Annotated in this window: 21 protein-coding genes; 1 reads left to right on the top strand and 20 read right to left on the bottom strand. The window is 37.7% G+C overall.

Annotation, left to right across the window (positions count from 1 at the left end; translation table 11 throughout):
• Nucleotides 1–71 precede the first annotated feature (71 nt).
• From MWH30_RS06535 to MWH30_RS06445, 20 genes are all read right to left on the bottom strand, one after another.
• Nucleotides 72–335 (bottom strand): hypothetical protein, encoded by a 264-nt coding sequence (locus MWH30_RS06535; protein WP_248663259.1) that lies wholly within the window; start codon nt 333–335, stop codon nt 72–74.
• Entirely contained in the window at nt 335–853 is a 519-nt protein-coding gene (locus MWH30_RS06530) for a Holliday junction resolvase RecU (RefSeq protein ID WP_248663258.1), read from the bottom strand. Before MWH30_RS06530 ends, MWH30_RS06535 begins: the two co-directional genes overlap by 1 nt.
• A 1-nt stretch (nt 854) precedes the next feature.
• A complete protein-coding gene (locus MWH30_RS06525; RefSeq protein WP_248663257.1) occupies nt 855–1,412 on the bottom strand; it encodes a putative metallopeptidase in 558 nt (185 codons plus the stop codon).
• Nucleotides 1,413–1,434: 22 nt separating this feature from the next.
• A complete protein-coding gene (locus MWH30_RS06520) occupies nt 1,435–1,836 on the bottom strand; it encodes a hypothetical protein (protein ID WP_248663256.1) in 402 nt (133 codons plus the stop codon).
• Between the two features lie 143 nt (nt 1,837–1,979).
• Complete coding sequence (locus tag MWH30_RS06515) at nt 1,980–2,720, bottom strand: SPL family radical SAM protein (RefSeq protein WP_248663255.1); 741 nt, start codon at nt 2,718–2,720, stop codon at nt 1,980–1,982.
• A complete protein-coding gene (locus tag MWH30_RS06510; RefSeq protein WP_248663254.1) occupies nt 2,686–3,003 on the bottom strand; it encodes a hypothetical protein in 318 nt (105 codons plus the stop codon). The genes MWH30_RS06515 and MWH30_RS06510 overlap by 35 nt, the downstream gene beginning before the upstream one ends.
• Nucleotides 3,004–3,103: 100 nt before the next feature.
• Nucleotides 3,104–3,238: a hypothetical protein gene (locus MWH30_RS13830; RefSeq protein ID WP_282706225.1), complete on the bottom strand. Its 135-nt coding sequence runs from the start codon at nt 3,236–3,238 to the stop codon at nt 3,104–3,106.
• A 49-nt stretch (nt 3,239–3,287) separates the two neighbouring features.
• Nucleotides 3,288–3,863 carry a replicative helicase loader/inhibitor gene (locus MWH30_RS06505; protein ID WP_248663253.1) on the bottom strand — a complete coding sequence of 192 codons (576 nt, stop codon included), beginning with the start codon at nt 3,861–3,863 and terminating at the stop codon, nt 3,288–3,290.
• A 2-nt stretch (nt 3,864–3,865) separates the two neighbouring features.
• Complete coding sequence (locus MWH30_RS06500) at nt 3,866–4,864, bottom strand: phage replication protein O (protein WP_248663252.1); 999 nt, start codon at nt 4,862–4,864, stop codon at nt 3,866–3,868.
• A 270-nt stretch (nt 4,865–5,134) separates the two neighbouring features.
• Nucleotides 5,135–6,193, bottom strand: coding sequence for a recombination directionality factor (locus tag MWH30_RS06495; protein ID WP_248663251.1), 1,059 nt, complete (start codon nt 6,191–6,193; stop codon nt 5,135–5,137).
• Nucleotides 6,194–6,209: 16 nt separating this feature from the next.
• The gene (locus tag MWH30_RS06490; protein ID WP_248663250.1) at nt 6,210–6,830 is read right to left on the bottom strand and encodes a hypothetical protein; all 621 of its coding nucleotides are present in this window, start codon (nt 6,828–6,830) and stop codon (nt 6,210–6,212) included.
• Between the two features lie 50 nt (nt 6,831–6,880).
• Nucleotides 6,881–7,171, bottom strand: coding sequence for a helix-turn-helix domain-containing protein (locus MWH30_RS06485; protein WP_248663249.1), 291 nt, complete (start codon nt 7,169–7,171; stop codon nt 6,881–6,883).
• On the bottom strand, nt 7,171–7,518 hold the full coding sequence (locus MWH30_RS06480; protein ID WP_248663248.1) for a hypothetical protein: 348 nt from the start codon (nt 7,516–7,518) through the stop codon (nt 7,171–7,173). Before MWH30_RS06480 ends, MWH30_RS06485 begins: the two co-directional genes overlap by 1 nt.
• Entirely contained in the window at nt 7,508–7,891 is a 384-nt protein-coding gene (locus MWH30_RS06475; protein ID WP_248663247.1) for a hypothetical protein, read from the bottom strand. The genes MWH30_RS06480 and MWH30_RS06475 overlap by 11 nt, the downstream gene beginning before the upstream one ends.
• A 416-nt stretch (nt 7,892–8,307) precedes the next feature.
• Complete coding sequence (locus MWH30_RS06470) at nt 8,308–8,832, bottom strand: helix-turn-helix domain-containing protein (RefSeq protein WP_248663246.1); 525 nt, start codon at nt 8,830–8,832, stop codon at nt 8,308–8,310.
• Between the two features lie 158 nt (nt 8,833–8,990).
• Nucleotides 8,991–9,191, bottom strand: coding sequence for a hypothetical protein (locus MWH30_RS06465; protein WP_248663245.1), 201 nt, complete (start codon nt 9,189–9,191; stop codon nt 8,991–8,993).
• On the bottom strand, nt 9,188–9,520 hold the full coding sequence (locus MWH30_RS06460) for a helix-turn-helix domain-containing protein (RefSeq protein ID WP_248663244.1): 333 nt from the start codon (nt 9,518–9,520) through the stop codon (nt 9,188–9,190). The genes MWH30_RS06465 and MWH30_RS06460 overlap by 4 nt, the downstream gene beginning before the upstream one ends.
• A 13-nt stretch (nt 9,521–9,533) precedes the next feature.
• Nucleotides 9,534–9,725 carry a hypothetical protein gene (locus MWH30_RS06455; RefSeq protein WP_248663243.1) on the bottom strand — a complete coding sequence of 64 codons (192 nt, stop codon included), beginning with the start codon at nt 9,723–9,725 and terminating at the stop codon, nt 9,534–9,536.
• 143 nt (nt 9,726–9,868) lie between these two features.
• On the bottom strand, nt 9,869–10,522 hold the full coding sequence (locus MWH30_RS06450) for a hypothetical protein (RefSeq protein ID WP_248663242.1): 654 nt from the start codon (nt 10,520–10,522) through the stop codon (nt 9,869–9,871).
• Complete coding sequence (locus MWH30_RS06445) at nt 10,512–11,738, bottom strand: ParB/RepB/Spo0J family partition protein (protein ID WP_248663241.1); 1,227 nt, start codon at nt 11,736–11,738, stop codon at nt 10,512–10,514. The genes MWH30_RS06450 and MWH30_RS06445 overlap by 11 nt, the downstream gene beginning before the upstream one ends.
• A 93-nt stretch (nt 11,739–11,831) precedes the next feature.
• On the opposite strand from MWH30_RS06445, the gene MWH30_RS06440 reads away from it, so the two are divergent.
• Nucleotides 11,832–12,056 carry a hypothetical protein gene (locus MWH30_RS06440; RefSeq protein ID WP_248663240.1) on the top strand — a complete coding sequence of 75 codons (225 nt, stop codon included), beginning with the start codon at nt 11,832–11,834 and terminating at the stop codon, nt 12,054–12,056.
• Nucleotide 12,057 lies beyond the last annotated feature (1 nt).

Raw genomic sequence — 12,057 nt, 5'->3', positions numbered from 1 at the left:
ATTAATTTTAACTTAGGGATTCCAATGATATATCTTCCATTCGGGCGGGCTTAAGGCTCGCCTTTCTTTTTTTATTGGTTCACTCCTTTCTGGTTCATAATCTGAACAATATCCATCTTCTCCTCTTCTTTCTCAGCCTGAATTATCATTCTCAAATCATCTATATGAGCTTGAGTCCAATGCTTTTTGCAGTTAAAACAATAAGCTCTATCGTGTTGCAGTTTTAACACTAAAGTCTTTTTGTCGCTATCACACGCTGGACAATAAATCCTTGCTTCAATTTCTAGTCTAGTATCTTGTAGTTTGGCAAGTGTTTTAGCCTCTTTTAAATTCATCAAATCACCTCATCTTCTATAACGCTTAAGTAATCTATTAAAGCTCCACTCTGGCCCTGATCTATCCTGTACTTCTTTTTAGCGACTTCATCATAAGGGATGCTTTTACGGCCGCCCTTTAACTTTGCTTGCCAGTATCTATCCAGTAGCTTAAACGGCAGGTAATAAAATTCATCCTGAATTGCAAAGTGAACTATCAAAAAACCTATTCCTCCATTAGCCACCCAGCTAGTTAAGTACAAGTATTGATGCTTTTTGACGTTTTTAAGGTCAAATCTAGTCTCTACTTTAGTCTGCTTAGCATCAAAAGCTATTCCTTGGCCTTTGTAAATACCTAAATAGTCTACGGTAGATTTTTTCTTATAGCAAGCTTTAAATGTTCCGTTCCTGCTTATTTTAGATAATTGCTTTACGGGAGTTTCGATCTTCTGCACCAGAGCCCTACCCTGGCGCAGATATTGATTATTAGTCAACTCTATCATATCCTCAAGTGCCTGTCCTCGATTAGCATAACTCATATTAGTCACCTGCTACCTGAGAAAAAATATTAGTCTGTTTTATAGACTGCTCCATTTTCTCAAGATCCTTTCTCCAAGGGCCGTACTCTTCCATATTCCTGATATTAGCCTTAACATCATAATCATAGATCTTAATTTCATAATCACACAGCTTTAGTTGAGCCTCTTGAGCTTTCTTTAAGCCTTTAACCTTCTTCCCACTACTTAACTGGTAATAATCATCTGCTAATCTCCTGGGGAAGTTTTCGGCTGTTTCCTGTTCTTCTAAATGGATAGTTCTTAAAACATCATCAATAATAGCTTCTCTTATTCTGTTATCTTCAGCAGCTGCCCATTTATCTTCTGCGACTGTAATAATCAGATCAAGATTAATAAAGTTTTGCAGCTTTCCAGGGATCTTACTTGCTTCAGCTAGTATAGTTCTGCCTTTGGATTTTCTGGCCGTGCCTCTAAACTGGTAACCTATTTTGATATTAGCCAGTTTTTCGTGATGTTTCTTGATTACTCTATTAGCTACTGCTTCTATGCTTTCTGCGCCTTCTTTTATGTAATCTGCCATTTTAATCACCCTTTCTGATTTTTTAAAATAATGACAGCTGCTCTTCTTCATTGGTTTGTTCAATTTCAACTACTGAATCTCCATACTTTAAATAATTCCAAAGCATATTTTCCACCTGCTGTCTGTATTCCCGGCTAATCCAACCTATTGGACTGCCTTGTTCATACAAGTTTATGTGATCTTCGTTAACCTCTGGTCTTTCTTTAATCCTAAAATACCTATTAATATCACTAGCAAAACCTAGTATTGACTTGCCGTCTTTAATAGCTTCTTCCCTAAGATAATTAAGCCATATATCGACCCGGTTTTTTGATATCCAGCCTGCTATTGCAGGGCCCTGATCTTTCTTAAAATCAAAACCTTGCTTCTCAAACCTTAGCTGATAGCCTCGCTGTACCACTCGAAGATTGGTTATTCCTTGCATTTTTCATCACCTTTCTTCTCGCTTTTTTATTGTATTTTAAGCTGACCCCTTGAAGAGTACCCGGGCCCGTCCTCTGTCCCGGATCGTGCATTTTGACTTTGAGATTTCTTCCCGCTAGGCTTTTTCCTATAGTTTTCCGCATATTAATTACCCTCCAAATGTTCTTTTAAACTATTCTTGATATAATAATCTGCATTAACTTGCTCTAACTGATCTATGATCATATTAGCTACATTATCCCAGCCGATAACTTCTTCTATTTGCTTAGCTTCTTGATGATAATTCAATTTACCAGCCTTATAGTGATCTACAAATTTATTAGTCTTTTTAATTAATTCTACTGTCGCTGTCGGAGAAATTATCGGTTCTAAGCTAACCCAAGTATTCAAACCACACCTTTTGGCCCACTTCAAATTATTAATTCTATCATTAATTATGGCAGCTCCAGGTTCTAATCTTTTCCTTTCGCTTTCTAAGCTGCAAGTTAAACTAACACCAAACCAATCATTCGAATCTAATATACCAAAGTCTCTAATTGCTAATGTTCCAGCTTTGGTCAATATCTTTATCGGGAAGCCGTTCTTTTTCAGAATTATAATAGCCTGTCTAGTCAATTCTAGCTTGCTATCTATAGCTTGGTAGGGATCTGATACAAAGCTTAATAAGACTGGTTTCTTTTCCTCTTTCCAGTTCTCTGCATCTCTTCTTAAACGATCGATTATGTTCTTCTTTGGATCTGGATTGCTAAAGAAGTCCTCTTTTTTCTTCCTGAGGGTAGCTGGCCCAAAACAATATTCACATCTATGCTCACAGCCTTTATAAATATTAAGCGCTAAGTCTGCATATTCTCTAGCCCTGCCGCTCGGCTTGTATATTACTGACATTATTAACTTCCCCTTCCCCGTCTAACTGCTTTTTAGATAGCAATTTTTCTTTATGTTCCTGAATTAGTCTTTCGGTTAGTTCTTGCTTGTAATTATCATTATTCCGGCCGATCTCTTCGATAGCTAGTTCAAATATACCGTCGCAAACAGTTCTAATATCTAATGCTTCCGCTGCCAATTCTTTATGGTCTGCGGCTAAGAATAACTCTTCTAACTCTTCGATAAGTTTAGATATCTGCTTATCAAGATCTGTCCCCTTGGGATAGCAAGATTCTAACTCCACTTACCCCACCTCCTTCCGTTGGTACTCTTCATATCCTTCGCATACTTCCAATGGATTTCGATACTCCCAAATACTCCAGCAGTTTGAAAAATGACGGCATTTAAAGCAATTTCTCTTCCTCATTTTTAAATTCAACTCCTTCCAAATTAATCTCTTTAACTTCTAGTTTTGCCTGGTCCCGTCTAAGAAATACTACTGCTGCTAAAATTATCCCTAACAGTACTATGTAAGCCAATTAATCCACCTCCCTCTCACGGCCGATAGTATGGCCCTCTGAATGATGATTATGCTGAATCACTGACATCATCAATCAATTTAAGAACATCACGTTTTTGGTGATCACCCTTAAGCTCCTTTATTTCTTTTTTCAAACTACTCGGTAACATATTTTCTTTTTGCTGCCTCTGCTGCAGCTGCTTATACATTTTCAAGAATTGGCCTCGCAAGACTCCAGTATTAGTTTCATAGCAAAGTTCTCGCCAACCCATATATTCTACAGTTTTAGCAACTAACGGACTCATACTCTCTAGAGCTTCCTGTTCTCTGTAGTAACCATAGTGCCTGATTGCTTTGACTAGCTGGCTCCAAGCCTCCGCTGGAAGTAAGTTATCTTCTTCAGGTAAATGAATCTTATTGATTTCCTGTACTAGTTCTCCTACTGCCGGTGGCCACTTAGGATTCTCAACTATATATTTTTTCAAAGCTACTTTAGCAGCTTGATGCTCATAATCTTCTAAAAACTCAAGCCAAGACTGAATTAATGTTTCCGAAGCCTCTTCAGTCCCTTTGGGAAATTCAAACTTGCCCGCATAAGCATTTGAAATGAACGATAAAATCTTAATAACCTCTTGTCTAGTCATAGTTATCCCCCTTTAGCGTATAGTTTTCTTAGCATATCATCTTTTTGGGCCTGCTTAGACTCCTTCGGTGATGCTCTATTCCTCATTTGATTCTCTAATTTGACAATCTGTTCCCTAAGTTTACCGGCACTCAAAATATTAGATTTCCAAAAGTTATCATCTTGGCACCAATCAATAATTTCCCTGATCTCCTGCCAGCTGTAACCTTTGTTATCACTTTCTTTGGCACCTATAGGGCCCAATCTATTGAGTCTGTCAATCTCTGTAGCCCAATCTTCCATATCTGACGGATTGGGATCTGGTACCCGGGCCCGCTTATTATTTTCCAGTATTCGCTTACGGAGATAACAAGATGCTTTGAAAGGAGGGCTCTCTTGATCAAACTTAGGTTCCTCTTCTTCTGTAGCTACTGGAGGATTTGATTCCTGATTTTTAGAATCAGCTTGATCATCTGGATTATTAATGTCGTCGTTGGACTCGTCAGAGTCCGAACATGAATTATTATTATATACTGTTTCTGTTACTGTTTCTGTTTCTGTATTCCCCGAACCCTTTCGAGACGGTTTAGGTAACCCTTTGGTCAGCTCTTCAATATAATTATCAGCATAATCCTTGCAAGCCCTTATAAAATAAGAAGTTAGGCGGTTTTCAGGCAGTTCAGAAATTTTGTTATTAACACCTTTGGCTTGGTTTTTATTCTGTATTGAGTTATATTTGAAAAAATTGCAAATCAAGACTACCGAACTGCTTTCACAATACCTTATAAGACCATTTTCTATCAGTTCTTTTAACCCTTTTGAAACCCTTTCTAAACCCTTTGCTAAGTCATTATTAAAGTATAAATCTTCAGCAATATAAGCCTTTGGCAAACGGTAATAACCAGCCATGTTTGAATGTGGAGAAGTCAGTATATACAAATATAATTCTCTGGCATCTTCGGACAGTTTTCTAACTTTTTCATCCGTCCAAAATTTAGTTGCTACTTTTACATATCTACTCAATTCTCTTCACCTCCCTGTTAGATTATAACCACGAAATTATTCAAATTAATATCTAAATTCTGTAGCCAAAATACAATGCTCATTATCACGAATAACCAGAGATATTTGACTAAAGAAAGACCCCACCACACATAAGTACATACCAGAACATACCAAACTAATTTGTATCCCACTAGGATATTCAAAGTATAGCCCCCTTTTGCAGTATAGATAGCCAGGGCCCGCAGGCCCCAGCTCTATATCTTGGACCAACCAAAGCCGGCCCTTGGTTTATTGACACCTCTTGCAAATTTCTCTATCGCTATCTTTGTCCAGAAAGTCCTTAAGACATTTAGGACATCTTTCTTTCTTGAGCACTGCTAAAAAACTAACTAATTGATTATATGCTAAATACTCAGTGTCCGTTTTACTAAATATATTAACCAGCATTGTCTTAACCTCTTTATCGCTTAGACCTCTCTTTTCAATAACTTGATCTATCTTCTTTATAAGGCTTTTTTTCTTACCAACTGACTTATTATTTTGAGCTCTACTACTTTGGTTATCTATAATATCATCATCTGATTTATTGGCTTCTGGATCCTCTTTGGTTAATTTTGACTTACAATCATTATCCAGCTCTATATTTCCAATATCTAATTCTTCTTTATTTGCATTATAGCTGCCACTAGTTAACTTACTTCTGCTAGAGTTCAACTGCATAGCTTCATTTTGAAGCTGCTTAATGTCTCCAGGGTATTCTAAATGGACTATATACATATTTCCGTTATCATTCTTCTCTTCTTTAATGCAAAGATCGAGCTCAAGTCCAGCTAAAATACCACCAGTTAATCTAGAAATATAGCCTAGTGAATCCCTGATTCTTTTAACTGTATAATAACTAGTAGTTCTAAAGAAATAAGCAGCATAAAGTCTAGGATCTTCAGTTAAGCCAACCTTCAAGATGCCATTGATTTTGCAGCCATTTTTCTGCTGATAATACTTGCAGTTAGAAGGACTACATTTACCTTCTTTGGTGCTTCCGTTATCCTTCCTCCAAACTGACTGCTCACCGTCCCCACGACATCTTAGCTTGTTATAGCCTTGATAATAAGCATAGTAATTCAAAAAATTAGAATTTATATCATCATGTAACAGGAATACGCTTATCCTTTTTGGTTTCTTACCATAATTACTTTGAACAGGTAACTGTTTCTGATTTTCAGGGTCTACTATTATAAAGTGGTCCAGCTTAGTAGGATAGCCTTGAGAGTTTTTCTTGCCAATTCTAATCTGACCAACCTCAAGCTCTGTAGGATTCCTATTTATATCCTTAATGCCATTAATCAACTTGCTCACCCTTTCCTTATATAGCTTTTTTAGCTAAATCAAAGCTTTTAAATTCCTCAGAAGAGACAACTTCTCGATCTGATCTATTGATCGCGGCTTCAATCATTTTCTCTGCATCTATCCCTACCTCATCAGCAAATACTCTCCGGTAGTCCTTACCGTAATCCCAAACTGCACCACTTTTAGGTATAATTACTTTATGTTCCGGAACTCCTGTTCTACTTAGGGCCCTATTCAACTTCTCTAAAAGCTGCAAAGCTTGGCCCTTAGTTAAGTAAGTGATGTACCTATGCCAAAAATCATTCTCTCGTCTGTTCATAAATTTAAAATCGAACATTGTAAAATCTAACTTGATTTCTAAATCATTGTTTATAGTTTCAACCGTTGGATAGATACTGATATCCTCACTATCTCTAGGTATAGACTTTAGCTTTAACTCCAAACCCTCTTTAAATCTTAACGCCGTCTTAGGCGATATAAGGAAAGCTTTGCTGTTATCCTTGTACTTGCGATTGAAAACAATAGCTAACTTTTTATTATTAGCTCTATCCTCTTTAGTTAGATAAGTACCAATTCTTCGTCTAACCCCGATCGATACACAGTTATAATCTATATATTTCAATTTAGGCTTACTCATTTTAACCGCTCCTTTCGTAGTTAGCCGGGATCCGAAGACCCCGACTATTATTACCAGTCTCTATCCTTCCAAGCACCTTGGTTTTGCATATACCTTCTGATCCTGTTATAAACTGCATCGGCACTCAAATTATATCTACTGCCTATATCTTTATAACTAAGTCCTTGCTTCTTAAGCTGGATCATCTCTATTATCTGCTGCTCTTTATTTGGATCCAACAAACCAAACCCTTCTAGAGCTGTACTAGGAGCTATTTCATTTGCAATACAACAAATCAAAGCCAAGTAGTTCCTTAGTCTTTCTAGTTTTTCAACTCCTTCAATCCTATCTAGAGCTAACATTATACAACTTCCTTTACTCCAACTTTTTGTCTCTTCTCTATTTCTTCTTCTGGAATAACCAAGTCTCTGATCTGATTCAACCAGCATAGCTTTCCCGATCCTTGTCCCGGGCCGTATCTTGATAGAATGTATCGCTTAGTGTTCTCCATAGATTTATCACCATATTTGACTAGGAAGTGAACATTCTCATTACAGTTAACTCTTTCGATACAATATATCTGCTCAGGAGCTATATCACTTCTCATATCTTCAACAAACTTCTCCACTCCTTGCTTATCCAAATAGCCGTTATGCTTCTCCTGCATTCCGTACTTTTTAAGATTGCACTCGATATATTTAGCTGGCATTACGACCACTCCAAGTGCTACCGCAAATCTTCCAGATTAAGTGTTGGTCCAAAATACTCACTACTAGATAATAACTCTGCACCCAACCCATATCCAAATGAATTACATTAATCAACTGCCCTTTTCTAGCCAGCTTTAACAGATCTTCAAAGACAAGAGCTTCATTATGGGGATATAGAAACTTACCGTTAATATCCTGGGAGACTCTCACCTTTTGCAGCTGAAAAAGCTTATCTTCGATTTCATCAATAGTAATTCTACTTCTTACAACCTGGGTAACTTCAGAGTTCAAATCCAAATAATTATATTCGCAAATCCTCCGGGGAGACTCTACACAGTCTCTAATGTCAGTAATTTTAGTAGTAATACTCATTTAATCAACCCTCCTTATTGAAAATAAGTCTGAATCATGTTAGAATTAAGTTGCTAATTCTTGCTGTGGGCCTGACCTTTGGTTAGGTCAGACCCTAGTATTTTAAGCTATTTTCTAAGTCTCAGTGCTTGGTACACTGAGTTCTTATCGTATAGCTTGAAATACAGTTTACCTTTAGACTTGCATTTGTCTCTGTTGCGATTGCAAGTCTTTTCTTTTTTAATGCAATCTTCACAGAAAGTCCTGACTTTGGTAGCATAAGCCGCCTTAGCTATAGCCAATTTAAACCCTCCTATTCTCTATTATTTTCCAGGAAATACCTAAACGAGCCGTTAACTCCAGCGTGACTACTTTCCAAATGTTCAATCAAAAGCTCCATTAACTTTTCTTGGCTCACTGATCTCACCTCCCTGAGTTTAAGCAAACTTATAACTTCTGCTCCTATAACCACTCTCCACCATCTTCCTTCTACTGAGTTTATCTAGCTCCTTAAGGTCTATATCATACTTTTCTGATAAAGAGATAAAGGTTAAATCTATACATACATTCACATCGTGCAGCTCCATCATTGTATCCTCAAGCAGCTCCTGTCTTTCTTTCTCGCTTAAATCCTCCGGCTTAACCTTATTCACTAGCTGGAGTTTTTTCAGTCTCTCCAGGGCCTCCTCTAGCTCCTCTATTGCTTTCTGCTGAGTAGCTAAAGGTTCTAGATTAACCTGATCTAGGTAATAACAAGGTATTGCAGCTCCCAAAACCTCTAGTCTTAACTTAGGGCTATCTAAGACCTCAATAATCTTCATCAAATCATCATAAGGTATAGACTGCTTTCCTGATTCATACCTACTTACTGTAGATCTGGAGGTATGTATCTTTTTGGCCAACTCCCTTTGAGTGATCCCTTTTCTAAGCCTCTCTTCTCTGATCAAGTCTCCGGTACGCACATTTACACCTCCCTTTGTTTAGATTTAGGTCATTTCAATATAAAACTGTTTACTCTCGGTTGATATACTAGCTTTAAGCTAAGTTACTCACTTAACCGGTTCCTCGCCGGTTGACTAGCTTCTATCAGTCACCTTCCTCTGATCGGAAGCTATCACCATTATGATGAATATACATAACCCATCTTAGTATTTACTAGAAATTCGCAAGGCTCTCCATTGATCTTCATATCTACAACTTCTTCTAGTCCTTCAGGGCCAATTACTTCAGTCCACTCTGCTTCTACTACTTCACCAATTGCAGCTGGCAAGCCACTATTAGTGATCACTTCACATTCCATAGTCTTTTTAACTTTTTTCAACAGACTTCACTCCCCTTATAGTCAACTTTAGTTCTGTTTCTCTTCTTCTGGCTTGTCTGAATTAAATCATAAAGTGTATCCCACATCTCCTGAACTTCCTCTTCAGGAGGCTCAAACGAAGTGTTGTTATGCTTGGATTTGCAATCAAACTCCTCTAATCCAGCCTTTTCAATAGCCCATACTGATTTAACCTTAAAAGCTTTGAGTTTGCCTCTCCTACAGTATCTGCTTACTGTATTTATACTGACCCCAAGTACTTCCGCAGCTTCTCTCACAGTTACTAAATTATCATTGTTGATTATTTCCGTAGGCATCCTAGGCAACTTCAACTCACCTCCTTAGTTAAGCGGATTCATTCAAGTCTATCTCTGCTTCAGCCAGTTGCTCCCATTGCTCTTGTAGCTTTTGATGCTCCCTCTCTAACTCCTCTTCAGAGTGTATATCATGCTTTTCTGCTAACACCTTTCTTAACCAATCGGCCTGCTTGCTGGGGATCTTATTGCCATCTTCATCAAAGATCTCTGAGATATCCACTGTTTTCACCTCCCTTCTTTCAAAACTTTAAAGAAGCTTGCAGGTGAGCACTTACGATAAGTGAAACCTGCTGCAAGCCTCTATGAAGTTTTGATTACATTGGTGCCACCGCCTTTCGTACAAAGGGGAAATCTATAAAAATTTTAATTAATAGCCTTTAAGTTCATCTCGTTAGCTCTATCCGGCAGACAGTTTTCTATCTTTTGATCAAGTAAATCTTCAAATATCTCCCTAATTGCCTCAAAGTCTCCTCTGGTTAAGTATCTGGCTCCTGCTGGTTGTTTCTCTATATACTTAATTGCCTTATTAGCTGCTTCGTGAGACAGTCCCCGGATATGCTTTTTAGTTTCGATTAGCTGCATCTGGTTATGAGCTAGACCGCTAAAGAAGCCGCCTTTACCATTGATAGCTAACTGATATTTGTGCCTATATACTCTAGAAATGAAAAGCCTTTTAGCATCTTTAACGAACTGAGGATTTGAAAACTTAGCCTCCCAGGCGTCCTTCTTGCTGCCGGAATACTTATTTAAAACATAGTCTTTAAACTCATTAAAGCTATCTTCTACCTTGATAAAGAGGAACTTAGTATTTCGCTCTTTAGCCGATAGGCTCTCTTTCCAGATTCTTATCTGAGCCGTAATACTTCTAGAGTTCTCTTTTCCTATCTCAGATAGGCAGATACTTTTATCAGTCAGAGCCAGCACAAATAAATAATGTTCCTCTAAGTTCTTTTCAATCTCAAACTCCTGCTGTTCATTTTGCTGTCTAAGCATCACTTCGTAGATGTTATCCTTCAATTTCGATCACCTCCGCTTTTTGAGGACTGCTTACGCTGACTCCATCAATTCGGCCATAAATCAATTCAGCTAATTCGGTTAAAAAGTCTGCTTTCATTCTCAAGTTCTCCCTAGCCCATTTATCTAGCTCTACTTCTAGCTTTAGTAACTGTTCTATCTCTGCTTTGTGCTTTTCTAGCTTACGGATCGGACCGCAGACACCTTCGACTATCTTGGCTCTCTGGGCCGATTCATCGTTTTCCTCCTTAAGTTGCCTTTGGTATTCCAAAAGCTGACCTATCTCTTTTTCCAGCTCCCTTTTCCGCTGTTTGTAGTTTTTGACTTCTTCCTGACTTTCTTTAAGTTCATCTAACTTAGCAGCTTTGATCTGTAATTCCTTAAGCTTCTGGCGAGCATGTTCGGGTAAGACTTCTTTTTCTACAACTTCAGGCTCCTTGCTCTTTTCGTGCTCTAACTCTTTTTCTAGCTTGGCTTTCTCTTTTTCAGCTTTCTGTTTTCGACTTTCGGCTACCCGCTTCTGTCTTTCTAGTTCTAACTTCTCTTTCTCTGCTTTTTCAAGCTTCATTTTTAAATCTTCTACTTTAGACTGCTGGTCTTTAGTGGTCATCTCCTGGAGCTTATCTTTGCCTATCTCTTCAAGAAATTCTTGCTGTTCATCTTCTGGGAGTCTAGACCAAACCTTAATTGCAGCTGTCTTACTTAACTGACCTGACTCTACTAAGTCCTGAAGATCTGGTATTAAATCCTGTAGCTTCTTAATCCTGCGGACTGTCCTTTCATCAACTCCTAGCTGATCAGCTATGTCTTTTTGGTTCAAGCGGACATTATGTCCGCTTGATTTCCTGTCCCCTCCATGGCTAATACCACACAGTTCCTCATATTTGCTAATTACCTTGGATTGCTTAATTGGATTATGGTCAATCCTGCCAAAATTAGCAGCTAACAAAGCTTTAAGCTTCTGGTCTTCATCTGTAAGTTCATCCTGAATTAAAACCGGCACTTCCTCTATCCCCAGATCCTTGGCTGCTCTGTATCTTTGGTGACCACTTATAATAGTCATATCTAAAGAAACTACTATCGGACTAATTATTCCATCTTCCTGAACTGACTCTTTGAAGCGTTGATAATTTTCGCCATCTATATCGTCAAAGAATTCATCATTTTGAGGATGAGGCTTTAAGCTCTCAACTGGAGCTTGTATAATTTCGTTTATCATTGGGATCCTCCTTTAAAAAAGGATTTTATTACCAAACCATTGAAACATGTCTTTAGAGTAGTGGCAAGTTAAGATTGAATGAGGTGGTAACAAATGAATAAAAAGAACAAAGAAGACTTAGCAACAATTTCAAGTATTTTAGATAGAAAAGATAAAGATATCCACACATTAACCTTGGAAATTCTATCTAAATATAACTTTGAAAATAACGCCGATATAACTACCTTGGCTGACAATTATTCGGATAATTATATAAAGGTCTATAACTTCTTAGTGAAAAAATATAATAAAACTAAGAAAAAAGCTGGTACATTTTAAA

The sequence above is a fragment of the Fuchsiella alkaliacetigena genome, assembly GCF_023227765.1.
GTDB classification, from domain to species: domain Bacteria; phylum Bacillota; class Halanaerobiia; order Halobacteroidales; family Acetohalobiaceae; genus Fuchsiella; species Fuchsiella alkaliacetigena.
The sequence above is the reverse complement of the archived record's forward strand: the minus strand, read 5'-3'. Positions and strand labels throughout refer to the sequence as shown.